22 protein-coding genes and 1 pseudogene are annotated in these 24,697 nt (G+C 74.6%); 17 read left to right on the top strand and 6 right to left on the bottom strand.

Annotated features, from left to right (window positions below; all coding sequences use genetic code 11):
• The first annotated feature begins 29 nt into the window (after positions 1-29).
• Positions 30-2,438 (top strand): SpoIIE family protein phosphatase, encoded by a 2,409-nt coding sequence (locus tag ACH427_RS02885; protein WP_398867573.1) that lies wholly within the window; start codon positions 30-32, stop codon positions 2,436-2,438.
• A gap of 99 nt (positions 2,439-2,537) precedes the next feature.
• Positions 2,538-3,260: a class I SAM-dependent methyltransferase gene (locus tag ACH427_RS02880; RefSeq protein WP_398867945.1), complete on the top strand. Its 723-nt coding sequence runs from the start codon at positions 2,538-2,540 to the stop codon at positions 3,258-3,260.
• Between the two features lie 276 nt (positions 3,261-3,536).
• Here ACH427_RS02880 and ACH427_RS02875 read toward each other — a convergent pair whose 3' ends face one another.
• On the bottom strand, positions 3,537-4,256 hold the full coding sequence (locus ACH427_RS02875; protein WP_398867572.1) for a hypothetical protein: 720 nt from the start codon (positions 4,254-4,256) through the stop codon (positions 3,537-3,539).
• Positions 4,257-4,444: 188 nt separating this feature from the next.
• On the opposite strand from ACH427_RS02875, the gene ACH427_RS02870 reads away from it, so the two are divergent.
• The 3 genes from ACH427_RS02870 to ACH427_RS02860 all read left to right on the top strand — a co-directional run bounded on the left by ACH427_RS02870 (position 4,445) and on the right by ACH427_RS02860 (position 7,662).
• Positions 4,445-6,052 (top strand): carboxylesterase/lipase family protein, encoded by a 1,608-nt coding sequence (locus ACH427_RS02870; protein ID WP_398867571.1) that lies wholly within the window; start codon positions 4,445-4,447, stop codon positions 6,050-6,052.
• Positions 6,053-6,139: 87 nt separating this feature from the next.
• Positions 6,140-6,724, top strand: coding sequence for a cysteine hydrolase family protein (locus tag ACH427_RS02865; protein WP_398867570.1), 585 nt, complete (start codon positions 6,140-6,142; stop codon positions 6,722-6,724).
• Positions 6,721-7,662 (top strand): GlxA family transcriptional regulator, encoded by a 942-nt coding sequence (locus ACH427_RS02860; protein WP_398867569.1) that lies wholly within the window; start codon positions 6,721-6,723, stop codon positions 7,660-7,662. The genes ACH427_RS02865 and ACH427_RS02860 overlap by 4 nt, the downstream gene beginning before the upstream one ends.
• Here ACH427_RS02860 and ACH427_RS02855 read toward each other — a convergent pair.
• On the bottom strand, positions 7,652-8,017 hold the full coding sequence (locus ACH427_RS02855) for a hypothetical protein (RefSeq protein ID WP_398867568.1): 366 nt from the start codon (positions 8,015-8,017) through the stop codon (positions 7,652-7,654). The genes ACH427_RS02860 and ACH427_RS02855 overlap by 11 nt on opposite strands.
• 237 nt (positions 8,018-8,254) lie before the next feature.
• On the opposite strand from ACH427_RS02855, the gene ACH427_RS02850 reads away from it, so the two are divergent.
• The 11 genes from ACH427_RS02850 to ACH427_RS02800 all read left to right on the top strand — a co-directional run bounded on the left by ACH427_RS02850 (position 8,255) and on the right by ACH427_RS02800 (position 20,316).
• The gene (locus ACH427_RS02850; protein WP_398867944.1) at positions 8,255-9,088 is read left to right on the top strand and encodes a M55 family metallopeptidase; all 834 of its coding nucleotides are present in this window, start codon (positions 8,255-8,257) and stop codon (positions 9,086-9,088) included.
• A complete protein-coding gene (locus tag ACH427_RS02845; RefSeq protein ID WP_398867567.1) occupies positions 9,081-10,430 on the top strand; it encodes a M20/M25/M40 family metallo-hydrolase in 1,350 nt (449 codons plus the stop codon). Before ACH427_RS02850 ends, ACH427_RS02845 begins: the two co-directional genes overlap by 8 nt.
• Before the next feature lie 65 nt (positions 10,431-10,495).
• Positions 10,496-12,481 carry a prolyl oligopeptidase family serine peptidase gene (locus ACH427_RS02840; protein WP_398867566.1) on the top strand — a complete coding sequence of 662 codons (1,986 nt, stop codon included), beginning with the start codon at positions 10,496-10,498 and terminating at the stop codon, positions 12,479-12,481.
• A 169-nt stretch (positions 12,482-12,650) separates the two neighbouring features.
• Positions 12,651-13,430 carry a 2,3-dihydro-2,3-dihydroxybenzoate dehydrogenase gene (locus ACH427_RS02835; protein ID WP_398867565.1) on the top strand — a complete coding sequence of 260 codons (780 nt, stop codon included), beginning with the start codon at positions 12,651-12,653 and terminating at the stop codon, positions 13,428-13,430.
• 102 nt (positions 13,431-13,532) lie between these two features.
• Positions 13,533-14,804, top strand: a complete 1,272-nt coding sequence (gene dhbC / locus ACH427_RS02830; protein ID WP_398867942.1) for an isochorismate synthase DhbC — start codon at positions 13,533-13,535, stop codon at positions 14,802-14,804.
• A gap of 89 nt (positions 14,805-14,893) precedes the next feature.
• Positions 14,894-15,331 (top strand): hypothetical protein, encoded by a 438-nt coding sequence (locus tag ACH427_RS02825; RefSeq protein ID WP_398867564.1) that lies wholly within the window; start codon positions 14,894-14,896, stop codon positions 15,329-15,331.
• Positions 15,332-15,373: 42 nt separating this feature from the next.
• Entirely contained in the window at positions 15,374-16,006 is a 633-nt protein-coding gene (locus ACH427_RS02820) for an isochorismatase family protein (RefSeq protein ID WP_398867563.1), read from the top strand.
• A gap of 5 nt (positions 16,007-16,011) precedes the next feature.
• Positions 16,012-16,242, top strand: coding sequence for an isochorismatase (locus ACH427_RS02815; protein ID WP_398867562.1), 231 nt, complete (start codon positions 16,012-16,014; stop codon positions 16,240-16,242).
• On the top strand, positions 16,239-17,858 hold the full coding sequence (locus ACH427_RS02810) for a condensation domain-containing protein (protein ID WP_398867561.1): 1,620 nt from the start codon (positions 16,239-16,241) through the stop codon (positions 17,856-17,858). Before ACH427_RS02815 ends, ACH427_RS02810 begins: the two co-directional genes overlap by 4 nt.
• A gap of 283 nt (positions 17,859-18,141) precedes the next feature.
• Positions 18,142-18,828, top strand: a complete 687-nt coding sequence (locus tag ACH427_RS02805; RefSeq protein ID WP_398867560.1) for a 4'-phosphopantetheinyl transferase family protein — start codon at positions 18,142-18,144, stop codon at positions 18,826-18,828.
• A gap of 42 nt (positions 18,829-18,870) precedes the next feature.
• Complete coding sequence (locus ACH427_RS02800) at positions 18,871-20,316, top strand: hypothetical protein (protein ID WP_398867559.1); 1,446 nt, start codon at positions 18,871-18,873, stop codon at positions 20,314-20,316.
• Here ACH427_RS02800 and ACH427_RS02795 read toward each other — a convergent pair.
• Complete coding sequence (locus ACH427_RS02795; protein ID WP_398867558.1) at positions 20,313-20,921, bottom strand: TetR family transcriptional regulator; 609 nt, start codon at positions 20,919-20,921, stop codon at positions 20,313-20,315. The genes ACH427_RS02800 and ACH427_RS02795 overlap by 4 nt on opposite strands.
• A 555-nt stretch (positions 20,922-21,476) precedes the next feature.
• Between ACH427_RS02795 and ACH427_RS02790 the strand changes: the two are divergent.
• Positions 21,477-21,686, top strand: a pseudogene (locus ACH427_RS02790) (BBE domain-containing protein); the annotation flags it as partial.
• 16 nt (positions 21,687-21,702) lie between these two features.
• Here ACH427_RS02790 and ACH427_RS02785 read toward each other — a convergent pair.
• From ACH427_RS02785 to ACH427_RS02775, 3 genes are read right to left on the bottom strand one after another with little or no spacing between them, the layout of a single operon-like run.
• Complete coding sequence (locus ACH427_RS02785; RefSeq protein WP_398867557.1) at positions 21,703-22,086, bottom strand: VOC family protein; 384 nt, start codon at positions 22,084-22,086, stop codon at positions 21,703-21,705.
• Between the two features lie 10 nt (positions 22,087-22,096).
• Complete coding sequence (locus ACH427_RS02780) at positions 22,097-22,735, bottom strand: DUF4232 domain-containing protein (protein WP_398867556.1); 639 nt, start codon at positions 22,733-22,735, stop codon at positions 22,097-22,099.
• Complete coding sequence (locus ACH427_RS02775) at positions 22,732-24,474, bottom strand: SulP family inorganic anion transporter (RefSeq protein WP_398867555.1); 1,743 nt, start codon at positions 24,472-24,474, stop codon at positions 22,732-22,734. The genes ACH427_RS02780 and ACH427_RS02775 overlap by 4 nt, the downstream gene beginning before the upstream one ends.
• Between the last annotated feature and the right edge of the window lie 223 nt (positions 24,475-24,697).

Genomic DNA, 24,697 nt, shown 5'->3' with positions numbered 1-24,697 from the left:
GTGGCGCAAACCATAAGGAGCATCCGCCCATGCACCATGGCACGCCCGTCCCCGGACGGATCCCGCTCGCGGTGGTCGTCGTGGGGTCCGCCGGCCTGGTGACCCACTGGAGCACGGGCGCCCGCAGACTGTTCGGCTACGACCGCGACGAGGCCGTCGGCGCCCCGGCCGCCGACCTCATGCCCATCGGCGGCGCCCTGTACGAGGAGCCCGACGACGGCCACCGCGGCACCGGCCTCGACGCCTGGCTCGGCCGCGCGCCGGCCGACGGCGCCGCCGGTTACCCCAGCGCCGGACGGGCCCGCTCACACTCCCCCGAGCGCGGGTCCGTCGAGGTGCTGTGGTGGGCCTATCCGCTCGCCGGGCCCGAGGAGCGGCTGCTGGTCCTCGCCGCCGACGCCGAGCCGCTCGGCTCCACCGCGCAGGACCAGGTGTTCCCCGGCTTCGCCCCGCACACCACGCTGCCCGACGGCGAGGGCCTCGCCGACCGGCTCCCCGACATCCTGCCCGCCATGGGCCCGGCCCTCAGCGGCCGCATCGTCTCCCAGGTCCTCGAACTGGGCTATCCCGTGCTGGAGTTCAGCCACCACCAGCGGATCCCGGTCACCCCCGACTGGGGCACCCCGAAATACGCGGAGCGCGCGGCCCGGCAGGCCGGCCGCGCCGCCACCGCCGCGCCGGCCGCGCATGCCCCGGGCGCCCCGCCGGACCCCGCGGACGCGCCGGACCTCGAATACGCGGCCGTACGGGAGCGGCTGGAGTTCCTCAACGAGGTCAGCGGCGCCATCGGCACCTCGCTCGACCTGGCCCGCACCATCCGCGAGGTCACCAGCGCCGCCGTGCCCCGCTTCACGGACTTCGCGGGCACGCACCTGCGCGCCGCCGTCCTCGCGGGCGAGGGCTTCCCCGACGGCCCGCCCGACGTCACCACCGTCTGGCACCGCGTCTGGGTCGAGCACAACGACGAGCCGGGCCGCTGGGACGACACCGTGCCCGTCGGCGAGGCCATCGCCTTCCCCGAGCACACCCCGTTCTTCCAGTGCATGGTCACCGGCGAGCCCGTGCTCATCCCGCGGATCGGCGAGGAGCTCGCCAACCGCATCTCCGGCCAGTTCGAGAAGCGGGACCTGCGGCCGCTCATCACCGGCAGGTCGATGCTGGTCGTGCCCCTCAAGGCGCGCAACGTGGTGCTCGGCTTCATGGTGCTGATGCGGCGCGACGGCCGCACCCCCTTCGACGACATGGACCGCACGACCGGCGCCGAACTCGCCGCGCGCGCCGGGCTCGTCCTCGACAACGCCCGCATGTACACCTACCAGGAGAACGTCGCCGACACCCTCCAGGACAGCATGCTCCCGCAGCTCGCCCCGCGCATGGCGGGCTGTGACACCGCCACCCGCTATCTGCCGGGCACCCGCCTCGGCCGGGTGGGCGGCGACTGGTTCGACAGCATCAAGCTGCCCGGCTCGCGCACCGCCCTCGTCGTCGGCGACGTCATGGGCCACGGCCTGAACTCCGCCGCCATGATGGGGCAGCTGCGCACCGCCGTACAGACCATGGCCGCCCTCGACCTGCCGCCCGAACAACTGCTGCGCAATCTCGACGACCTCGCCCAGCGGCTCGGCGAGCACTATCTGGCCACCTGTCTCTACGCGGTCTACGACCCGGTCCGCTCGGAGCTGACGATCGCCAACGCCGGGCACATCCCGCCCGTGCTCGTCCGGGCCGCGGACGGCCGCAGCGTGCTGCTCGACCTGCCCACGGGCGCGCCCATAGGCGTCGGCGGGGTGGCCTTCGAGGCCGCGACCGTCCCGGTCGCGCCGGGCGACCGGCTGGTGCTGTGCACGGACGGGCTCGTGGAGGTCCGCGGCCAGGACATCGGCGCGGGGCTCGCCGCGCTCTGCGAATCCGCCGCCCACCCCGCGGCGTCCATGGACGACGCCTGCGACACCATCATCCGCGCCCTCAACACCGGCGACGGCGGCCGCAAGGACGACGTCGCCCTGCTGATGGCCCGGCTCAACGGCATCCCCGCCGAGCACACGGCCGGGTGGGAGCTGGAGTGCACCCCTGCCGAGGTCCGCCGGGCCCGCCGGCTCGTGCGCGGTCAACTCGCCGAGTGGGGGCTCGAAGCGGCGGCCCCGACCGCCGAGATCCTGGTCAGCGAGCTCGTCACCAACGCCGTGCGGCACACCGGATCGCGTCGGCTGGGCCTGCGCCTGGTGCGTACGGACGTGCTGCTCTGCGAGGTCACCGACGAGGACCACGCGCTGCCCACGCTGCTGGGCCCCGGCCTCGGCGAGGAGTCCGGGCGCGGGCTCAGGGTGGTGAGCGGCCTCGCGCGCGAGTGGGGCGCGAGCCACACGGGCCGGGGCAAGTCGGTGTGGTTCGAGCAGTCGCTGGTGAACGCCGGCGGCCCCGGGTCGAACATCAGGTGAAAGTACGGGCACGGTAGCCGCGGGGATCTTGCCCCCGGCCGCCGGTCGGCGGTAGTCAAGATCATGACGAACCGTCATACCGGCTACCCGGGAGCGCATATGGGCACATCACAGCAGTACGCCGAGGCGTGGGAAGGCTTCTGGAGGGAGACCTCCGACGTGCCGGGCGACGCGATCTGGGACGCGGACCCCTCGCTGACGGCGGTCCCGCACCTGGAGTTGCTCGCCCCGCACGCCGACGCCGCCCTGCCGGTCGTCGACCTCGGCTGCGGCAACGGCACCCAGACCCGCTATCTCGCCACCCGCTTCCCGCGCGCCGTCGGCGTGGACATCTCGGCGGCGGCCGTCGAGCACGCGCGCCGCGCGGATGCCGAGGGCGTCGCGGAGTTCGAGCAGCTCGACCTGACGGACACCGAGGCGGTGCGCGCGCTCCACGCGCGGATCGGGGACGCCAACGTCTATATGCGCGCGGTGATCCACCAGAGCCGCCCCGAGGACCGCCCGGCGGTCGCACGGGCGGTCGCGGAGCTGACCGGCGCGCGCGGCCGCGCCTTCGTGGTCGAGCTCACCGAGGCGGCGAAGGACGTGCTGGCGGAGGCCGTCCTCCGCCCTGACGGGCCATCACCCAAGGGCAGCCGCGTCGTGAAACACGGCCTGCGCCCCGCGGAGGTGGTGGACGGAGAGGTCCCCGGACTGCTCCGGGGAGCGGGCCTCGCGATCCTCGCCGAGGGTGCCATCACGCTCGCGATGACGGAGTTCCGGGAGGACGGGTCACGGATCGCGCTGCCGGCGCGGTGGTTCGTGACGAGCCGCGCGGTGTGAGCCGTCGCCCCCGGGAGTCCACTGACCACCGTGAAATCCCGCCCGGCTCGCGGCAGTTCGCCCCGATCGGCATCGTGGGCTGAATCGGCGCGAGCCGGGCAGGCGAAGCGAGACCTTCGTCAGGCGTCCCGGCAGGTCGGGTGACGTCCACTGGGGTTCGGCAACGCCCTGAAGGGGCGCGCGGAGGTGTCGACGCAACGGCTCCGCCGGGTGGGCGCGACCGGCCACGACGGCACCGCGGAGGACAGAGGGCACATCGCGCTTCCGGCGGAGCGCTCAGGCGGGATCCGGACTGTCGCCCGCCAGCAGGAGCTGCGGCACCTGCGTGAACGTCCATCCCGACCCCGACCGCACCAGCACCCACACCAGATCGAAGCGCGCGTCGGGCCAGTTCTTCGGCGGGGAGGGCCGCACCTCCCCGCCCAGCCCTTTGACGATCTCCGTTATGGCGTTGTGCTCCCACGAGACCAGCGTGCAGCCGTGCCGCCCGGCGAGCTCCTTCGCCAGCGCCTTCTCGTCACCCGTGCGGTACGTGACGTTCGTCCGCACCCCCAGCCTCGCCGCCACCGGCGCGACCGTCTCGCTCGGCCGCAGTCCCTTCGCCCCCGGGTGGGGGCCCGCGGCGTAGACGGCGTCCGGGCGCCGCAGGCCCTTGCGCACCTTGCCGTCCTCGGGGGCGAACAGCGTCACCAGCGCGCCCGCCCGCTGCCAGCCGCGCACGAGCAGGGCGTGGTCGTTCTGCTCGCCGTCCTCGGTGATGCCGAAAGGCGGCTTCTTCCCGCTCTCCTTCGGCTTCTCGCCATGCCGGATGATCATGATCATGTCCGCTCCTGACCCGGAACCGGCCGCGCTGGACGGGGAGTCGGACGACGCGGCCGCGGCCTTGCCGCCGCCCTTGCCGCAGGCGGCCGACAGCGACCCGGCCGCGGTCACCAGCCCGCCGAACGTGATCATCCGCAGCAGGGTGCGGCGGGGTGCCACCGGGGCGTTGTCCATGAGCGGGCTCCTTATGGGTGAGGGCGCGTCGGCTCCGTGCGCGCCGCCAGGGTGACCTGTACCCCGGTTTCCCCCGGACAGGTGATGGCCCGCGGGAGCGCGTGCACCGATTCTGGACGAAGGCGGACGGGAGTCCGGCGCGGGGGGTCCCCGCGCGAGAGCGCGGCACGGCCGAGGGAGAAGATCTGGTGTTCCCGTGGAACAGCCGGCGGCGGGCCCGTCGCACCGTGGCCGCGGCCGTCGCGGCCCTGGCGCTCACCACCGCGGTGAGCGCACCCGCGGCGGGCACCGCCGCCCCGGCCGGCTGCCGGGCGCGCACCTCGCTCGGCGCGGTGCGGGGCGCCGAGCGCGGCGGCGTGTGCGCCTATCTCGGCGTGCCGTACGCCGCGCCGCCCACCGGCGCCCGCCGCTTCCGGCCGCCCGAGCCGCCCGCCGCCTGGCAGGGCACCCTCCCGGCCGGCGAGGCGAAACCGCCGTGCCCCCAGGACCTCTCCGACGGCGACGGCAGCGGCGTCGAGGACTGCCTGCACGTCAACGTGTGGTCCTCCCGCGCACCCGGCGCCCACAAGCCCGTCATGGTCTTCCTGCACGGCGGGGAGGACATCTACGAATCCGCGAGCGACGCCCTGGACGACGGCGCCGCCCTCGCGGCGCGCGGTGACGCCGTCGTCGTCTCGGCCGACTACCGCCTGGGCATCCTCGGCTGGACGGAACTCGGCCGCCTGGACCGCTCGTACGCCGGATCCGGCAACAACGGCCTGCGGGACCAGGTCGCCGCGCTCTCCTGGGTGCACGACCACGTCCGCGACTTCGGCGGCGACCCGGGCGACGTCACCGTCTTCGGGCAGTCGGCCGGCGCCGTCTCCGTCGACGCGCTGCTCGCCGGAGACCGGCCGGAGCGCCTCTTCCGCCGCGCCATCGCCGAGAGCGGTCCCGCGAACGCCGTGCACACCGCCCACGCGGCGCGGGCGGCCGCCGAGCGCGTCTTCGGCCTCGGCGGCATCCGCGGCGTCGGCGATCTCAACGCCCTGTCCACCCGGCAGATCCTGGAGCTCCAGCGGAAGGTCCGGGCCGGCCTGCCGGGATTCGCCGGCGCCGTGTTCTTCGCGCCGTACATCGACGGCTCGCTGGTCCCCGGCCCCGTCGTCGACCGGATCACCGCGGGCAGCGCCCGCGACGTCGACGTCATGGCCGGCACCAACACCAACGAGACGGACTTCTGGGCGCTGTTCACCCCCGGCCTCCTGAGCCTCCCGCTCCGCTCCTACCCCTCCTTCCCGCCCGTCCTCGCGGCCCGCGAACAGCGGATGTACGACGTCTACTCCGCGGACCGGCCGGGGCTGAGCGAGGGCCGGGTGGTGAACGCCATGCTCACCGACCAGCTGGAGCGGGTGCCCACGCTCCGGCTCGCCGAGGCCCAGTCCCGCTGGCGCCCCACCTATGTCTACCAATTCGACTGGCATGTCCCGTATGCGACGGGCGTGCCGGACGCCCAGAACCTGGGCGCCATGCATCAGTTGGAGATGCCCTTCGTCTTCGGCAACCTCGACCTCGGGTGGGTGCCGCGCGGCCCCGCGACCGTCAGCGCCCAGCGGCCCGCGCTCACGCGCCTGTCGCACGCGATGACGGACGCCTGGGCGGCGTTCGCCCGCCTCGGCACCCCCGGCTGGCGGCCGTACCGGACCACCGACCGGGCCACGCTGATCTGGAACCTGACGCCCCGCGTCGAACGCGCCCCGCTGGAGAAGGAGCGCGCCCTGTGGGACGACTACTCCTTCCCCTCACAGGACTCGTGAGCCGCTCCGCCCGCTTGACCGGATCGTTCCGCATCGGGTCCCGATCATGTCTTGGGCGAGGGGCCGCGCGGCGCCGAGGATGAGGGCATGAACAGCGCACTCCTCGTCATCGACGTCCAGGAATCCTTCCGGCAGCGGCCGAACTGGGCCGCCGTGTCCAACCCCGGGATCGCCGGCCAGGTCGACCGCCTGGTCGCCGCCACCCGTGCCAAGGGCGACCTCGTCGTCTGGGTGCTCCACCATGAGCCGGGGACCGGCGATGTCTTCGACCCCGCCCTCGGCTTCACCCGCCTCATCGACGGTCTCAAGCCCCTGGACGGGGAGCCCGTCCTCACCAAGACCTCGCACAACGCCTTCACGACGACCAACCTCCAGCAGCTGCTGACCGAACGCGGCATCCGCGAGGTGGCCGTCTGCGGCATCCGTACCGAACAGTGCTGCGAGACCACCGCCCGCGTCGCCTCCGATCTCGGCTACGGCGTCACCTTCGTCACCGACGCCACTGCCACCCACCCCATCGAGCACCGGGAAGCTCCGGAGGGCCGCGGCCTCGATGAGATCCTGGCCGACCCCCTTACCCTGGGCACGGACGCGGTCATCGCCCGTACCGAGTACGCGCTCGCGGGCCGCTTCGCCAGGATCGCCACCGTCGAGGAGCTGACCGGATCGTGACACGGGTCGTCTTCCTGCTCGTCCCGCGGCTGCATCTGCTGGATCTCGCCGGGCCCGCCCAGGTCTTCTCCACGGCGGCCGACCTCGGCCACGGCTACACCCTCGGATACGTGGCCGAGCGGGAAGACGTCCCCACCGCCCAGGGCGTGACGCTGCGCGCCGCCACCGACTGGCCCGGGCTGACCGCCGACGACCTCGTCCTCGTCCCGGGCTGGCGCTCGCGTGGCTTCCGCGAGAACGGGGGTCTGTCGCAAGCCACGCTGGAGCGACTGGCCGCGCATCACGCCGCGGGCGGCACCGTGGCCAGCGTCTGCGCGGGCGCGGACGCCCTCGGCAGGGCGGGCCTCCTCGACGGCCGCCGCTGCACCACCCACCACGATCTCCAGGACGAACTCGCCCGCCGCCACCCCCGGGCCAGGGTCGTCCGCGACGTGCTCTACGTCCTCGACGACCGCGTCGTCACCTCCGCGGGGATCGCGAGCGGCATCGATCTCGCGCTGCACCTCGTGGCCGCACGGCACGGACCCGCCGCGGCCGCCCGTGTCGCCCGCTCCATGGTCGTCTACGCCCGCCGCAACGGCGACGAGCAGCAGGCCGGCGTCATGCTGCGGCACCGCACCCACCTGATCGACGCCGTGCACCAGGCGCAGGACCTCATCGACGCCCGCTTCACCGACCGGCTGGGCCTCGCGGACCTGGCGGCGGCCTGCGGCCTCAGCGAGCGCACCCTCACCCGCCGCTTCACCGCCGCCACCGGCCTCACCCCCCTGCGCTATCAGCAGGAGCTGCGCGTCGAGCGCGCCGAACACCTCATGGCCCAGGGCTCGACCGCGGAGGCGGCGGCCCGCGCGGTCGGCTTCCAGGACGCGCGGATGCTGCGCCGCCTCCGCGCCCGGCCGCCGGTGTCCGGGGCGGCCGCCGAGCCGGTCAGCTGGTGAATCTCACGCTGCGCGCGGCGACGTTGCCGACCGCTGCGCGCGGTGCGAGCGTGCCCAGCCGCCTGACGCAGCGGTTGTCGGAGAAGTAGAAGGCCCGGCTGTTCGTCCCGTTGGTGATCTGACGGACCGTGGTGTGCTCGCCGGAGAGCAGCTCGACGCACTTGCCGGCGGGCGGGTTCTCGGTGCGCCGCTGCACCTTCTCGTGCAGGCAGACCGTGTCCGCCGCGCCGGTGCCCGGCTGGCACCGGTCGTACTCCACGGTCAGCGCGCCGTTCGCGGCCCGCGCGTCCGGGCAGAGCGCGGCGACGAGCAGCAGGACGGGCGCGACGGCGCCCAGGACACGGCGGATACGCATGGGAAAACCCCTCACGAAGCGGTGGACTTGGTGCCCACCAGCTATCCACGCCACGCGGCCCGCGCGCGGGGATTCACTCGTCGGTGGGCGCTGCGCCGCGCCGCCGAACGCCCCTTCGCACAGGCGGCCTTGGCCGGGGCGGGCCGGGACCGGCGCCCGCCTTCCCGGCGGGCCACGGGAGAAATACCCGCTGACACCCGTGCGCCCCCCACCGCCCTGCGATAAGACTGTCGCATGGTGAAGATCCTGATCTCCGCGGACATGGAAGGCGCCACCGGTGTCACCTGGCCCGCCGATGTGCTGCCGGGCACCCCGCAGTGGGAGCGCTGCCGCCATCTGTTCACCTCCGACGTCAACGCCGCGATCCTCGGCTTCTTCGACGGCGGCGCCGACGAGGTGCTCGTCAACGAGGCCCACTGGAGCATGCGCAACCTCCTGCTGGAGAAGCTGGACGAGCGCGCCGAGATGCTCACCGGCAAGCACAAGTCGCTGAGCATGGTCGAGGGCGTGCAGCACGGCGACGTGGACGGGATCGCCTTCGTCGGCTATCACGCGGCCGCGGGCGCCGAGGGCGTCCTCGCGCACACCTATCTGGCCAATTCGCTCACGGGCGTATGGGTGGACGGCACGCGGGCCAGCGAGGGGTTGCTCAACTCTCTGGTCGTCGCGGAATACGGTGTGCCCGTGGTGCTGGTGACGGGCGACGACCGGACCTGTGAGGACGCCAAGGGCTATGCCCCGGCGGCCCGTTCCGTCGCCGTCAAGGACTATGTCTCGCGGTACGCGGCGGTGTGCCGCACTCCCGCGCGCACGGCCGCGCTGATCCGGGCCGCGGCGCGCGAGGCGCTGCCGCTCGCCGTGCGGCACGAACCGGCGCACGCCGGGCCCGTCAGCATGGAGCTGGAATTCGACGCCGAGCACCTCGCCGGGGCCGCCACGTGCGTGCCGGGCGTCGAGCAGAGCGGCGAGCGCCGGGTCGCCTACACCACGCCGACCATGTACGAGGGCATTCGCTGCTTCAAAGCGGTCACGACCGTCGTGTCGGCCGCCGTGGAGGAAGAATATGGCTGACACCCGGGCAGGCACCCGAGCGGAGCGGGTCGACGGACAGGCGCTGGACGAGGCGGTGCGCTTCACCTCGGAGCTGATCCGTATCGACACCACCAACCGCGGCGGCGGGGACTGCCGGGAGCGCCCGGCCGCCGAGTACGTAGCCGAGCGGCTGGGCGAGGCGGGTCTGGAGCCCGTACTGCTGGAGAAGGAACCCGGCCGGACGAATGTCGTCGCCCGGATCGCCGGTGCCGACCCGGGAGCGGACGCCCTGCTCGTCCACGGCCACCTGGACGTGGTGCCCGCGGAACCCGCCGAGTGGTCCGTCCACCCCTTCTCGGGCGAGGTGCGCGACGGCGTGGTGTGGGGCCGTGGCGCGATCGACATGAAGAACACGGACGCGATGGTCCTGGCGGTCGTCCGGGCGTGGGCGCGGGCCGGGGTGCGGCCGCGCCGGGACATCGTGCTGGCCTTCACCGCGGACGAGGAGGACACCGGGATCGTCGGGTCGGAGTTCCTCGCGGGCGAGCACGCCGCCCTGTTCGAGGGCTGCACACAGGCCATCGGGGAGTCCGGCGCCTACACCTTCCACGCCGGGCCGGGGCTGACGCTCTATCCGGTGGCGGCGGGGGAGCGGGGCACGGCCTGGCTCACGCTGACCGCGCGGGGCAGGGCCGGCCACGGCTCCAAGGTGAACACGGAGAACGCGGTCAGCGCGCTCGCCGCCGCCGTCGCCCGCATCGGCGACCATCAGTGGCCGCTGCGGCTCACCCCGACCGTACGGGCGGCGCTGACGGAGATCGCCGCGCTGCACGGCATCGACGCCGCCCTGGACAGCCCCGACTTCGACGTGCAGGGCCTGCTCGGCAAGCTCGGCCCGGCCGCCGCGCTGCTCGCCCCGACGCTGCGCAACAGCGCCAACCCGACGATGCTGCACGCGGGCTACAAGGTCAACGTCATCCCCGGGGCGGCCGTCGGGCATGTGGACGGGCGGACGGTGCCGGGTGGTGAAGAGGAGTTCATCGCCACCATGGACGAGCTCACGGGGCCGGAGGTGAGCTGGGACTTCTACCACCGCTACGACGCCCTGCAAGCCCCCGTCGACGTGCCGCTGTTCGACCGGATGCGGGCGGCCGTCGAGCGCTTCGACCCCGACGGGCACGTGGTGCCGTTCTGCATGTCGGGCGGCACCGACGCCAAGCAGTTCGCCGCTCTGGGCATCGTCGGCTACGGCTTCGCGCCGGTCCGGCTGCCCGCCGGTTTCGACTACCAGGCGCTGTTCCACGGGGTCGACGAGCGGGTACCGGTCGACGGGCTGCACTTCGGGGTCCGGGTGCTCGACCACTTCCTCATGGACCTCTGAGCCACCTGTATTCCTGGGCGCCGTACTTCCCGGCGCCGACCGACGGACAAGGAGATGTGACGGACATGGTGTCCACGGCGCCCTACGGAGCCTGGCAGTCCCCGATCGACGCCGGGCACGCGGCCCACGCCGGAGGCCGGCCCGATGCCGTGGGCACGGTCGGTGACGAGGTCTGGTGGGTGGAGCCGCGCCCGGCGGAGGGCGGCCGCCGCGCCCTGGTGCGGCGGCGGCCCGACGGCACCGAGTCGTCGGTGCTGGCGGAGCCGTGGAACGTGCGCAGCCGGGTCATGGAGTACGGCGGCGGCCCCTGGGCGGCGGTGCCCCGGGACGAGGGCGGACCGCTTGTGGTGTTCACGCACTTCGCCGACCAGCGGCTCTACGCCGTCGAGCCGGACGCGCCGGGCGGCCCGGCGCCCCGGCCGCTGACCCCGCTGTCCCCGGTCGGCGGGGGGCTGCGCTGGGCGGATCCCGTGCTCGTCGTCGAGCGCGGTGAAGTGTGGTGCGTGCTGGAGGAGTTCACGGGCGAGGGTCCCACCGACGTCCGCAGGGTGATCGCCGCCGTGCCGCTGGACGGTTCGGCCGCCGGTGACCGGTCCGCGGTCCGCGAACTCACCGACGACGCGCACCGCTTCGTGACCGGCCCGCGCCTCTCCCCGGACGGCGGGCGGGCGGCCTGGATCGCCTGGGACCACCCGCGGATGCCCTGGGACGGCAGCGAGCTGAAGACCGCCCGGATCGCCGACGGCGGTTTCACCGGGGTGCGTACGCTCCTGGGCGGTCCGCGGGAGTCCGTCGCCCAGGTGGAGTGGGCGGGGGACGGCTCCCTGATCGCCGCGACCGACCGCAGCGGCTGGTGGAATCTGCACCGGGTGGACGCGGACAGCGGGCGGAGTGTCAATCTCTGCGTCCGCGAGGAGGAGTTCGCGGGGCCGCTGTGGCATACGCACCAGCGCTGGTTCGCGCCGCTGGCCGGCGGGCTGATCGCGGTGCTGCACGGCAGGGGCGCCGCGGTGCTCGGCATACTCGACCCGGCGACCGGCGAGGTCGCCGACGCGGCCGGGCCCTGGACGGAGTGGGCGCCGACGCTGGCGGTGAGCGGCACCCGCGTCGTCGGGGTGGCCGCGAGCGACCGCACCTCCTACGAGGTGGTGGAGCTCGACACCCGCACCGGCCGGGCCCGCGCGATCGGCGCCCGCCACACCGACGCCGTGAACCCCGCCTACTACCCCCGGCCGAGGGTCCGCACCTTCACCGGACCGGGCGGCCGGGAGATCCACGCCCACATCTACCCGCCGCACAGCCCCGACCACACCGCGCCCGACGGGGAGCTGCCGCCGTTCGTGGTGTCGGCGCACGGCGGTCCCACCAGCCGCTCGCCGCTCGTGCTCGACCTGGAGATCGCCTATTTCACCTCGCGCGGCATCGGGGTCGCCGAGGTGAACTACGGCGGTTCGACCGGCTACGGCCGGGCCTACCGCGACCGGCTGCGCGAGGCGTGGGGCATGGTCGACGTGGAGGACTGCGCGGCCGTCGCCGAGGCGCTGGCCGAGGAGGGCACGGCCGACCGGGCCCGGCTGGCGATCCGCGGCGGCAGCGCGGGCGGCTGGACGGCGGCGGCGTCGCTCGTCTCCACCGGGCTCTACGCCTGCGGCACCATCGCGTATCCGGTGCTGGACCCGCTGACCTGGGCGGCGGACGGGACGCACGACTTCGAGTCCCGCTACGCGGAGTCGCTGGTGGGCTCGCCGACGGAAGCCCCCGACCGCTGTCGCGAGCGCTCGCCGCTGCACGGCACGGCCCGGATCTCGGCGGCGTTCCTGCTGCTCCAGGGGCTGGAGGACCCCGTCTGCCCGCCCGGGCAGAGCGAGCGGTTCGTGGCGGCGATGGCCGGGCGGGGGGTCCCGCACGCGTACCTCACCTTCGAGGGGGAGGGACACGGCTTCCGGCGCGCCGAGTCGATGGTGCGCGCGCTGCACGCGGAACTGTCCCTCTACGCGCAGGTCTTCGGGGTCGACGCGCCCGGCACGCCCGTGCTGGAACTCAGCAAGTGAGCCGGCGGCGAACTGTCACCAAAGGCGGCTTCTCCCTATGGGCAAGGGGGTGGTGCTGGCGGAACCTGAGTCATCGCGGGCGCCACCGCCCCCGACCGGCGCTCTTCGGACCGGAACCGTCATGTAAGGTAAGCCTTACCTTACTTTGTGTGGGAATCGGGGAACCGTCGTGCAGCAGGCAGAACTCTCCGGCCGCGTAGCGCTGGTGACCGGCGCGGGCCAGGGCATAGGCGAGGCCGTGACGCGCGCCCTCGTGGCACAGGGAGCACGCGTCGCGGCCCTCGACCGCACCCCGGACGGCATCCGGCGCCTCGAAGCCGAGTTCGGCGCCGCCACCGTCACCGCCCACACCGCTGACGTCTCCGACAGCGCCGCCGTCGAAGCCGTCGTCGACGAGGCCGAGCGCACCATGGGTCCGCTCGCGATCCTCGTCAACGTCGCCGGCGTGCTCCGTGCCTCCCCCGTCGTCGGCATCACCGACGAGATCTGGGAGCGGACCTTCGCCGTCAACTCCACCGGCGTCTTCGTCGCCTCACGGGCCGTCGCCCGCCGGATGGCCGGACGCCGCGCCGGATGCATCGTCACGGTCGGCTCCAACGCCGCGGGCGTGCCGCGCACCGGCATGGCCGCGTACGCCGCCTCCAAGGCCGCCGCCACCATGTTCACCAAGTGCCTCGGCCTGGAGCTGGCCCGCAGCGGCGTCCGCTGCAACGTCGTCTCGCCCGGCTCCACCGACACCGCCATGCAGCGCGATCTGTGGACCGACGACGCGTCATCCCGGCGCGTCGTCGAGGGCGACCCCGAGAGCTACCGCGTCGGCATCCCGCTCGGCCGCGTCGCCGAGCCCGCCGACATCGCCGAGGCCGTCACCTTCCTGGTCTCCGACCGCGCCCGGCACATCACCATGCACGACCTCTACGTCGACGGCGGTGCCACGCTGGGAGTCTGACGGTACGTCATGTCGGACAGTGCCCGGGGCCGCCGTGTCCACCGGCCCTCCTTCACGCCATGCCCGGTGCGACCCACCGGAGGAACGGAGCCACAGGTGACCATGGTCCACCATGGCGCCGACCGGACGAGCGGGCCCGGCGCCCGCCCCGTCGGCCGCCTCACCGCGACACCCGGCGACCCCGGGCGTGGCACCGTCGGGGCCGGTGACGCCGTCGGCGCCGCGACCTCGCTCCTCGACGCCTACGCACCCGGCCGTACCCGCTTCTTCGCCTCCCCGGCCCGCACCCTGCTGGCCCACGGCGAACGCGCCAAGGTGCCGCACGGTGAGGCGCCCCTCGCCCGGCGCGTCACCGAGACCCTCGACGCCCAGCGGCTCGCCGGTCACGAGGCGCCCGTCGTCGGCACCGTGCCCTTCGACCCCGCCGCGCCCGCCGAACTCGCCGTGCCCGAGGCCGTCCGCTGGGCGCCCCCGCTCGCCGACGACCCGCTGATCGCCCTGCCCGCCGCCGCGCCGGCCGCCGCCCGCTGGGACATCAGACCCGTGCCCGAACCCGCCGTCTACGGCGCCGCCGTCGCCGAGGCCGTACGCCGCATGCGGCGCGGCGGCCTCGCCAAGGTCGTCCTCGCCCGCACCCTGGAGCTGCGCTCCGACCGCGAACTCGACCTCCCCGCCCTCCTCCAGCGGCTCGCCCGCCGCGACCTGGGCGGCTACACCTTCGCCGTGCCCTGTGGCCCCGGCCGCACCCTGCTCGGTGCCAGCCCCGAACTCCTCGTCGCCCGGCGCGGCACCACCGTCACCGCCAACCCGCTCGCCGGCTCCACCCCCCGCGGCCCCGACCTCGCCGAGGACGTCCGGCGGGCCGCGGCCCTCCTCCGGTCGGAGAAGGACCTGCACGAGCACTCCGTCGTCGTCGACGCCGTCCGCGACGCGCTCACCCCCTACTGCCGCACCCTTGACGTGCCCCGGCGCCCCACGCTCCTACGCACCGCCGCCATGTGGCACCTCTCCACGGCCATCGGCGGCGAACTCGCCGCACCCGCCGTCTCCGCACTGGAGCTGGCCTCGGCCCTGCACCCCACACCGGCCGTCTGCGGCACCCCCACCCCCACCGCCCGCGAGGTCATCGCCGAGCTGGAGCCCTTCGACCGGGGCCACTTCACCGGCATGGTCGGCTGGGGCGACGCGAAGGGCGACGGCGAATGGGTCGTCACCATCCGCTGCGCCGAGGCCGAGGAGCGCACCCTGCGGCTCTACGCGGGCGCGGGCGTCGTCGACCGCTCGTCCCCGGAGGCCGAGACCGCGGAGTGCGGTGCGAAGTTCCGTACGTTCCTCGACGCGGTCGGCGCGAATTACGAGGAGGTCGTCCGATGAGTGCCTGGCCGGTCGCGGGCGCTGCTTCCGGCTGCTGGGCCGACTGTGCCGGGTGCTACCGCGCTTGCGGCCGGGTGCCGTGCGAGCGCGTGTTCGCTCATCCCGGCCGGGCCGCGATCGTCGACCCCGCCGACGCCACGCGCGGCACACAACGCCGGGAGTGGGCCTACGGCGAGCTGGACGGGCGCGCCGTCGGCTTCCTTGCCGAGGGCATCCGCAAGGGCGACCGCGTCGCCTTCCAACTGCCCAGCGCCGCCGAGCACGTCTTCGCCCGCCCCGCCGCCGTCGTCCCCGTGCCCGGCGCCTGCCTCGGCGAGCGCGCTCGCGCCTGCGTCGTCCCGCGGGCGGGCGCCGTGCCGCTGAAGTCCCTCGCCGTCGAGAAGTTCGTGCGCGAGCGTGGTCCCGCGGCGTACAAGATCCCCGGCCGGGCCGAGTCCGTCGAGCGGTTACCGCGGACCGGCATCGGCGAGGCCGGCGAGAAGGACCTCCGCGCGGCGGTCCCCGCCTCCCTCGCCGCCGTGGGCTGAGCCGCGCCGCTCCCCGATCTCCCGTACCCGAAAGGCCCCTTCATGGCACTGCCCGCCATCGCCCCCTACCCCATGCCGTCCGCCGACGCGCTGCCCGCGAACAAGGCCGGCTGGACCGTGGACCCGGACCGCGCCGTCCTGCTCGTGCACGATCTGCAGAACTACTTCCTCGGTGCCTTCACCGAGGGCGCCTCGCCCGTCACCGAGCTCCTCGCCAACATCGCCACGCTGAAGCGGGAGTGCGCCCGGCTCGGCGTGCCCGTCGTCTACTCCGCCCAGCCCGGCGGCCAGACCCCCGCCGAGCGCGGCCTCCAGCAGGACTTCTGGGGACCGGGCCTGCCGGACGACGAGCGGGCGAGGGCGATCCCCGCCGTGGTCGCGCCCACCGGGGACGACACCGTCCTGACGAAGTGGAAGTACAGCGCCTTCGTCCGCTCCGACCTCGCCGAGCGGATGGCCGCGCAGGGCCGCGACCAGCTGGTCGTCGTCGGCGTCTACGCGCACATCGGCGTGCTGATGACCGCCGCCGACGCCTGGATGCGCGACATCGAGCCCTTCGTCGTCGCCGACGCCGTCGCCGACTTCTCCGCCGAGGACCACGCCATGGCGCTGCGCTGGGCGGCCGCCAAGTGCGCCGTCGTCACCACCACCGACCGGCTCTTCGAAGGAGCGTGACCCCCATGGCACTCACCCCCGGCCGGAACCGGGCCGACATCGCCGGCCTCCTCGGCGAGGCGCCCGCCGACCTCCCCGACGACGAGAACCCCGTCGACCACGGACTCGACTCCGCCCGCGTCATGGCTCTCGCCGGGCGTCGGCGCCCGGCGCCCGGCACCGGGACCGCCTTCGGCGCACCGGCCGAGAAGCCGGCGATCGAGCACCGGGCGTCCCTGCCGGGGGTCCAGGGATGAACCTCCGCACCCTGGACCGGGTGTCGCCCGCCGACGCGCGGTACGAGCCACCGTCGGCGGACCGGCCGCGGTCCCTGCCGCTGACGGCGGCACAGGCGGCCCTCTGGCCCACCGCGCCCACGGACACGGCGGGGCACCTGGCCGCGAACACCGCGGGCTATCTGGAGATCCACGGCCCGCTGGACCCGGCCCTGTTCGCACGGGCCCTGCACCACACGGTGTCCGAGGCGGAGCCGCTGCGCGTCCGCGTGCTGCGCACGGCGGGCGGCGTCCGCCAGGTGGTGCTCCCGCTGGAACCACTGGGTGCCGACGCGCTGGGCGGGACCTCCGCCGAGCGGCCGGGCCGCCCGCTCCCGGCCTCCGGTACGGCGACCCGCGCGCCGAAGGCGTCCGGCCGTACCGTCGCCGCCGTCGGCCCGGCGGCCGGGGCCGCCAGGACGGCATGCGCCGCGTCCGGCCCGCGAGGCGCGGGCCACGCCTGTCTGCGCCTCCCCTTCCGCATCGCCGATCTCCGTGGCCGGCGCGACCCCGAAGCCGATGCGCGGGCGTGGATGCTCGGTGATCTCGAAGAACCGCTCGACCTCGCCGGCGGGCCGCTGTTCCGGCACGCGCTGCTGCGGGTCGGGGAGCGGCGGTGGCTGTGGTACCAGCGCGCGCACCACGCCGTACTCGACGGCTACGGCCATCTGCTCGTCGCCCGCCGCCTCGCCGAGGTCTACTCCGCCCTCGCCACCGGCACCGAGCCCGGCCCCACCCCCTTCGGGCCGCTGGCCGCGCTGGTGGCGGAGGACGCCGCGTACCGCGCCTCCGGGCTCCGCGACCGCGACCGCGCCCACTGGATCCGTGAGTTCGCCGACCGGCCGCCGGCCCCGACGCTCGCCGGGCGCACGGCCCCGCCGTCGCCCGCCCCGCTGCGCCACACCGGCCACCTCGCGCCCGAAGCCACTGACCGGCTCCGCCGGCTCGCCGCCTCCGTGCGCGCCACGTGGAAGGACGCCGCCTTCGCCGCCCAGGCGCTCCATCTCGCACGCGCCACCCGCGGCGAGACCGTCGTGCTGGGCCTGCCGGTGATGGGCCGTACGGGCTCCGCCGCCCTGCGCGTCCCCGGCGCGGCCGTGAACGTGCTCCCGCTGCGGCTGACCGTCACCCCCGACACCACGTTCGCCGAGCTCACGCACCAGGTCGTCACCGGCATCCGCGCCGCACGCCGCCACCAGCGCCTGCGCCACGAGGACATCCGCCGCGACCTCGGCCTGACCGGGCGGGCCCTCGCCGGGCCGCGCGTCAACATCGTGCCCCTGAGCGACGGTCCGGCCTTCGCCGGGGCCCGCTCCGAACCGCACACCCTCGCCTCCGGGCCCGTGGACGACCTCACCGTCCACCTCCACGACCGCGCCGACGGCACCGGCCTGCGCATCGACTTCGAGGCCAACCCCGCGCTCTACGACCGGGTCGGGCTCGCCGCCCACCACGCCCGCTTCCTCGACCTGCTCACCCGCCTCGCCGACAGCGACCCGCACCGTCCGCTCGCGGACCTCGAACCGGCCCTGGCCGTCGAACTCGACCGGATCCAGAGGGAGTCCGGGGGAGGCGGCCGGGAAGTTCGAGGACGCTGAGTTCGAGGACGCTTTCCCGGGCTTCGTCCGGGGGATCCTCGGGGGTGCCCTCGCCGCAAGCGGCATCGAAGCCGAGGTGTGGGGGACGGAGCCTCGGCTCCGGGGCGGGCGACGGGTGCGGCGGCCGGGGGCTCGCACCGCGTCTGATGCGGCCGGGCAGGGCGGGAAGGGGGAAAGCGCCGCGAGCGTCACCGACCCGCACCCGGAGAACGCACCCGCCCCCGACACCGCGGAGCCGCCCGCCCGCTGAGGAAGAATCAGGACCGCCCGGACAAGGAGCCCCATGACCGCCACCCCGAGAATCCTGGGCCAGGATCCCGACCCCGCCCCCTGGACCCCCGGCAGCCCGCCCAGCACATGGCTGTTGCGGATCACCAACCAGCCGCCACCCCCCTGCACCCGCATCCTCGACCCCCAGGAGCAGGCCCGCGCCGCCGCCTTCGCCAGGGAGCACCTGCGCACCCGCTATGTCGCCAGCCATCTCGCCCTGCGCCGGCTGCTCGGCGCGTACCTCGGTGCGGATCCGGCCGCCGTCGAGCTGACGCGCGAGCCGTGTCCCGGCTGTGGAGGCCCGCACGGCCGCCCCGCCGCGCTGGGCGCGCCCTTCCACTTCAATCTGTCGCACGCCGGTGACCTGGCCTTCATCGCCTTCGCGGACACTCCGGTCGGGGCGGACGTGGAGCAGATGCAAACGGCCGGGTTCGCGGCCGAGGTGGCCCGGATGCTCCACCCCGAGGAGCGCGCCGAGCTCGCGGCGCTGACGGCGGCCGAACTCCCGACGGCGTTCGCGCGCTGCTGGACGCGCAAGGAGGCGTACCTCAAGGGGCTGGGCACGGGCCTCTCCGAGAGCCCGGCCACGACCTACGTCGGCACGGCCCCGGCCCCGTCGCCACCACCGGGCTGGACGCTGACGGACATCGCGGTCGACCCCGGTTACGCGGCGGCGATCGCGGTGGCGGCACCCGTCTAGGCTGATCGGCGCAAACGGCACCGAACCAGGCGGAGACCCCACGTGAGCAAGCAGACCGACCCCGCACGAGAAGTCGTCGCCGCCGCGTCCGGCAGCGCGGCGACGCTGGAGTCGGTCCTCGGCCCCCTCGGGCCCAAGGACTGGGTCGCCCTCGATCTCGGTGTGCGGACGGTGGCTTGGTACGCGTACGGCGGGCTGCCGTCCGTCGCCTGGGTGCGGGCCGGTGAGCGGCCCGCGAACGAAGCGGCGCTCGTGGTGGCCCTGTGCCACCCTGACGGGCGGGTCCGCCAGGCCGCCCTCGCGGCCGCCGGGTCCGTACCCGCTCTGCTGCCCCTCGTCGTGGTGCGCTGCGCGGACTGGGTGGCGCCGGTCCGTGAGGGTGCGCGGGCATTGCTGCGCGCGGCCCTGGACGCGGCGGCACCGCGGGCCGTGGCCGATGTGACGGCTGTGGCGCTGCGGGTGGCCGGGCGGCAGCACGGAGCGTACGCCCGTGACCTGCTCACCGAGTTCCTGCGGTCCGCCGGCCGGGAGTTGACCGACGCTCTGACGACCGGCCCGGACCGGGCCACCCGCCGGCTCGGGTACCGGATCGCGGTCGGCCAGGGGCGGTTCTCCGCGGCCGGGCTCGCCGGGATCGCGGCCACGTACGAGGACGTCGTGGTGCAGGACCTCTGCGCCGACGCCGCGCTCGCCCGGGCCGCCGAGGACGGGCGGTACGCGGAGATCGTCGGCCCGCTGCTGGCGTCCCGGCACCCGCGGGTGCGGGCCGCCGGGGTGACCGCGCTCAACCGGACCGGAGACGTCGAGGAGGCCACGGCCTTCCTCACCGACCGCTCGGGCACGGTGCGCGCCTGCGCGCGGTGGGTGCTGCGCCAGCACGGCGTCGATCCGCTGCCGCGCTACCGCGCGATATGCGCGGGCCCGTACGCGGCGGTGTCGTCCGGCGCCGTCACCGGCCTGGGGGAGAGCGGCGCCAAGGCGGACGCCGGTCTGTTGCGTCGGCTGCTGGCGCACCCGACCGGGGCGATACGGGCCCGCGCGGTCGCCGGGCTGCGGGTGCTGGGAGCGGTGGAACCGGAGCGGCTGTCCCCGCTCCTGATGGATCCGTCGGCGGCCGTGGTGCGCGAGGCGTCCGTCGCCCTCGTGCCCGACGCCACACGGCTGTCCGAGCTCCTGCTGTGGGAGCACCTGGCGCCCGGTCGGCCACGGCACGTACGGACCGCCGCCTACCGCCTGCTGTCCGCGCACCGCGGCACGGTCCGACTGCGCTGCCATCTGACGCTGCTGGACGACGAGGACCCGCGCCTGCGGGCCCAGGCCCGCGCCGCCGCGCGGCGCTGGGCCCCCGTGCACGGCACCTCGGGGGCCGTGGCTCCCTCCTTTTCCGAGCGCGCGCACCTCGACGCGCTGATCGACCGGTCCGCGCCCTTCCTGGACGGCGCGACCACGGCGCGGCTGCGCTGGTACCTGAAGAGCGGGAGCCGCTAGGGCACTCGGCGCGTCGCCACGTCGAAGAGCGTCGTCACCTCGTGCGCGTAGACCGCGAGGTCCAGCTCCGGCTGGGTCTCGAGCAGGATCGGGAGGCTGTCGAGCGTGCACTGGGCCAGGGAGGCCATCACCTGGGGGTCGAAGGCGCGGAACTCGCCGCGGGTCTGGCCGTCGCGGAGGATCGCCTCGATGGGGGCCAGCGCGCGGGCGCGTCCGGCTGCCGCGAAGGGGAAGCCGCCGTTGGTGAAGATCGCCATGAGGGCGCTCATCTGGACGCGGTGCGTGTCGGTGAACTCGACGTGGGCCCGCAGGAGGGCGAGGAGTCTGCCCCGGGCCGTCGTCCGCTGCCGCACCCGCGCCGCGACCAGCTGCCCGAGCCGGGCGATGACGTCCGAGACCAGCTCCTCGATCAACTGCTGCTTGTTCTTGAAGTGGTGATGGACCGCCAGGGTGCCGGACGCCTCGGCCCGTTCGGCGATCCGCGCGAAGGAGGCTCCCAGGAGCCCGTAGTCGGCGATGGTCTCGGCGGCGGCCTGGACGATCAGCGCCCGCTGTGCGGCGGAGCCGGTCCTCGCCGCGGCCTCGTCCACCTCGGTATGCCTCATGGGCAAAGCCTTCCAGGCGCGGGGGAGCAGGGCAATGCCTTCCGCTTCCGCCGCCGGCCTGCCCGTGCGGGATCGGACACCCCGGTCCGGTCCATGATCAAATCTGGGGCGTAGCCCGTACCCGCAGTCCCAGGGGGACCGATCATGAGCAACACCGGTCGTACGGCGTCCATCGGGCGCCGCAGTCTGCTGACCGGAGGCGTCGCCGCCGGCGGTGCCGCCCTCGCCGCGGCCGTGCCCACGCGCGCGGGCTGCCCCGCCGCCCGGGATACCCGCGCCCGCGGCGGTGACGGTCACGCCCGGGGACCCCCGCTACGCCGACCTCGTCCGCGGCATCAACCAGCGGTGGGTCGGCGCGCCCGAGTACGTCCGCCTGGTCACCTCCACGGAACAGGTCGTGAGTGCCGTCCAGGAAGCCGTGTCGGCCGGGAAGCGGATCGCGGTCCGCAGCGGTGGGCACTGCTACGAGGACTTCGTCTTCAACAAGGACGTGCGGGCCGTCATCGACATGTCCGCGATGACGGAGGTCTACTTCGACCCCGCCCGCCGGGCGGAACCGGCGGTGTGCCCGTCCCCGACGACGTCAACGACGGCTGCTACGTCAACTACCCGGACACCGATCTGGGCGACCCGGCCTGGAACACCTCCACGACGTCGTGGGCGCGCCTGTACTACAAGGACAACTACCCGCGCCTGCAGCGCGTCAAGGCGGCCTGGGACCCGAAGAACGTCTTCCGGCACACCCAGTCCGTACGCCTGCCGTAGCGGCGGCCGGCGCCGCTCAGCTTCCGAGGAGGTCCCAGCGGTTGCCGTACAGATCCTGGAAGACGGCCACCGTGCCGTACGGCTCCTGGCGGGGCGCCTCCTCGAAGGTGACACCGGCCGCGCGCATCCGGTCGTGGTCCCGCGCGAAGTCGTCGGTGTGGAGGAACAGGCTCACGCGCCCGCCCGTCTGGTCACCGATCCGCGCCTCCTGCTCCGGGGTGACGGCCCGGGCGAGGAGCACGGCGGTCTCCTTCGCGCCGGGCGGGGCCACGACCACCCACCGTTTGTGCTCGTCCAGGCGCGTGTCCTCGAGGAGTTCGAAGCCGACGGAGTCGACGTAGAAGCCGATGGCCTCGTCGTAGTCACGCACGACGAGGGTCACGAGCCCGAGACGGTTCATCCGGCCATCATCACTGCCGCACCATCCCACCCCGCCGGGAGGGGGTGGCCCAGGCGCTCAGGCCCAGCTTTCCCGTCGTGCCGAGGTCGATCGTCTCGGGGAGGTTCTGCCGGGCGGCGCCGGGTTCGGGGGCGAGGGAGAGGTACGCGCCGGTGACGGGGGCCTCGGTCAGGCTGTCCACCGTGTTCCGCCACGCCAGCCGGGCCACCGCCGTCTGCCCCGGCGGCACGGTCACCTCCACGGGGCCGGCGTCGAAGTCGTCCTGGCCGAGGATGGACGCCGCGCCGCGTTCGAGTTCCACCTCCACCGGCTTCCCGTCGCCGTCGAGGACCTGGATGTCCGGATAGCCCTTGACGACCTTCTCTTCCTTGCCGCAGTTGGCCAGCTCGACCGTCAGCGCCCGCAGCCCCATCGCCGCGTTGGTGTCACCGGCCCGTGCGAGCAGCCCCGAGGCCGGGCAGTCGAGCACGTCGGGCGCGCCGGACATCGCGTCGGGGGAGGGCTGCTGGCCGGGGCGGCGGAGCTGTTCCGGCTCTTCCATCTGCGACACCGGGGCGCACGCCGCCAGGAGGCCCGCCGCGAGGAGTCCGGTGAGCCGGACGAGGTGCTTACGGGGTACGCGTGTCGCTTCGTGTGTTGCCGGTTTCATCCGGACATCGTGTCATCCGTCTCCAGCCAGGAGCCCGTCGGTGTCGGTCCGGGGAGGGCGCGGGGGCTGAGCAGGGCGCGCTGCGCGTAGCGGAAGGCGTCGGCCGGCGCGGGGAAGGCGTGGTGTTCGTGCGAGCGCAGCCTGCGCAGGACGCCCAGCGCGTCGAGGTGGGGGCGGTGGTTCGGGCGGATGCCGCTGAGGAGGATGTGGGCGCGGCGCCGGTGGTGGTTGTCGATGGCTTCCCCGAGGGCGAGCACACCGGTGGCGTCGATGAGGGTGACGCGGGCCATGTGCAGGATGGTCACCTCGGCCTGGGACCGGCTGATGGGCTTCAGCAGGCGCTCGGCGGTCGTGAAGAGGAGCGGCCCGTCGATGCGGTAGACGGCGACGGACGTGTCGTCGGGCGCGGACGGCGGAGCCTCGCCCTCCCGGTCCTGCCGGGGGAGCATGCGGTGCACCGCGGCGGACCTGGTGACCGCGTGCAGCGCGAGGCCCGCGGTGATCACGGCACCGACGGTGATGCCGGTGACGAGGTCGAAGAGCACGGTGGTCGTCGCGGTGACGGCGGCCACCGCCAACTGCCCGTGGCCGGAGCCGCGCAGGGCCCGCAGCGCCGTGAGGTCGACCATGCGCACGGCGGTGGCGACGAGGACACCGGCGATCGCGGCCAGGGGGACGGCGGACACCAGCGGACCCGCGGTGAGGGCGACGAGCGCGATGGCCGCCGCGTTGACGAGGGCGGCCAGCCGGGAGACGGCGCCGGCGCGGATGTTGATGCCGGTGCGGCAGACGGTGCCCGTCGCGGCCATCCCGCCGAACACCGGCGTGATCACGTTCGCGGCCGCCAGGCCGAGGAGCACGCGGTCGCCGTCATGGCGCTCGGCGTCGGTGAGCGAGTCCGCGGCGGCCGCCGTCATCAGGGATTCGAGCGCGGCCAGCGCCACGACGGTGCACACCGAGGGCAGCAACTGCGGGACGAGCGCGGGTGAGACGAAGTCGAGAGAGGGCGCCGGAAGCCCCGGGGGCAGCGGCCCGACGGTGGCGAGCGGCAGGTGCAGGAAGTGGGAGAGGACGGTCGCGAGACCCACGGCCAGCAGCGGGACGGGCAGGGCGGGACGCAGCCGGCCCCCCGCCAGGCACAGGGCGAGCACGCCGACCGTCATCGCCGCCGCGGCCCCGTGCCGGTCGGGCGCGAGGTCGCCGAGGGCCCGCACCGCGGGTACGACGACCCCCTCGCCCTCCCCGCCCCGGCTGCCGGTCGCGGCGGGGAGCTGCTGGCAGACGAGCACGCCGGCGCTGCCGGTGACGAAGCCCGTGACGACGGGGGCGGGCACCAGGCGCACGTAGCGGCTCAGCCCGAGGCGGGCGGCGGCCAGGAGCACGAGACCGGCCAGCAGGCCCGTCGTCAGCACCCCCGGGGCGCCGTGGGCCCGCGCGACCGGCAGCAGGGCCACGGCCAGGAGCCCGGTCGGCCCGGTGATCTGGAGTCTCGATCCGCCGAGCAGCGCCGCCAGCCCCCCGGCCACCACGGCGCTGACCAGCCCGGCCCGCGCGCCCAGCCCGGAGGCGACGCCGAGGCCGAGGGAGAGGGGCAGCGCGGCCACGGCCACGGTCAGCCCCGCCACGGCATCCTCGCGCGGTGACGTACGCATTCCGGCGAGGTCGTCGTGCGGCGGCAGAAGTCCGCGGATCCGGGCCCTCGCACGCGACAGATACCGAATGGTCTGCGTGTGCGGCATGACGTCTCCTGTGTTTATCATCTGGAATTTTTCTCGCGCTGCCATAATCTGGGGCCAGTGGGTCGGGCGAGGCGGGTCGTCGGGTATCACAGCAGGTGGATCGGCTGCCGGGACGGGTTTTTGCCTTCTGATCGCTTGGTGTTGTCCGTTGCACGCTGGCATTTCCGGCGGCGTCGCCGCAAGAGGGAAACCGCGTTCGGGCAACTCCCTGGAAGGTGCATCG

The sequence above is a fragment of the Streptomyces sp. NPDC020379 genome (genome assembly GCF_044387105.1).
Taxonomy (GTDB): domain Bacteria; phylum Actinomycetota; class Actinomycetes; order Streptomycetales; family Streptomycetaceae; genus Streptomyces.
The sequence above is the reverse complement of the archived record's forward strand: the minus strand, read 5'-3'. Positions and strand labels throughout refer to the sequence as shown.

What these genes read in the sequence shown, in the direction of transcription:
- ACH427_RS02865 (WP_398867570.1), top strand. Translation starts at nt 6,140, where the DNA reads ATGAACAGCGCACTCCTCGTCATCGACGTCCAGGAATCCTTCCGGCAG.
- ACH427_RS02855 (WP_398867568.1), bottom strand. Translation starts at nt 8,017, where the DNA reads ATGCGTATCCGCCGTGTCCTGGGCGCCGTCGCGCCCGTCCTGCTGCTC.
- ACH427_RS02875 (WP_398867572.1), bottom strand. Translation starts at nt 4,256, where the DNA reads ATGGACAACGCCCCGGTGGCACCCCGCCGCACCCTGCTGCGGATGATC.
- ACH427_RS02885 (WP_398867573.1), top strand. Translation starts at nt 30, where the DNA reads ATGCACCATGGCACGCCCGTCCCCGGACGGATCCCGCTCGCGGTGGTC.
- ACH427_RS02840 (WP_398867566.1), top strand. Translation starts at nt 10,496, where the DNA reads ATGGTGTCCACGGCGCCCTACGGAGCCTGGCAGTCCCCGATCGACGCC.
- dhbC (WP_398867942.1), top strand. Translation starts at nt 13,533, where the DNA reads ATGGTCCACCATGGCGCCGACCGGACGAGCGGGCCCGGCGCCCGCCCC.
- ACH427_RS02780 (WP_398867556.1), bottom strand. Translation starts at nt 22,735, where the DNA reads ATGAAACCGGCAACACACGAAGCGACACGCGTACCCCGTAAGCACCTC.
- ACH427_RS02815 (WP_398867562.1), top strand. Translation starts at nt 16,012, where the DNA reads ATGGCACTCACCCCCGGCCGGAACCGGGCCGACATCGCCGGCCTCCTC.
- ACH427_RS02810 (WP_398867561.1), top strand. Translation starts at nt 16,239, where the DNA reads ATGAACCTCCGCACCCTGGACCGGGTGTCGCCCGCCGACGCGCGGTAC.
- ACH427_RS02805 (WP_398867560.1), top strand. Translation starts at nt 18,142, where the DNA reads ATGACCGCCACCCCGAGAATCCTGGGCCAGGATCCCGACCCCGCCCCC.
- ACH427_RS02785 (WP_398867557.1), bottom strand. Translation starts at nt 22,086, where the DNA reads ATGAACCGTCTCGGGCTCGTGACCCTCGTCGTGCGTGACTACGACGAG.
- ACH427_RS02880 (WP_398867945.1), top strand. Translation starts at nt 2,538, where the DNA reads ATGGGCACATCACAGCAGTACGCCGAGGCGTGGGAAGGCTTCTGGAGG.
- ACH427_RS02775 (WP_398867555.1), bottom strand. Translation starts at nt 24,474, where the DNA reads ATGCCGCACACGCAGACCATTCGGTATCTGTCGCGTGCGAGGGCCCGG.
- ACH427_RS02795 (WP_398867558.1), bottom strand. Translation starts at nt 20,921, where the DNA reads ATGAGGCATACCGAGGTGGACGAGGCCGCGGCGAGGACCGGCTCCGCC.
- ACH427_RS02845 (WP_398867567.1), top strand. Translation starts at nt 9,081, where the DNA reads ATGGCTGACACCCGGGCAGGCACCCGAGCGGAGCGGGTCGACGGACAG.
- ACH427_RS02820 (WP_398867563.1), top strand. Translation starts at nt 15,374, where the DNA reads ATGGCACTGCCCGCCATCGCCCCCTACCCCATGCCGTCCGCCGACGCG.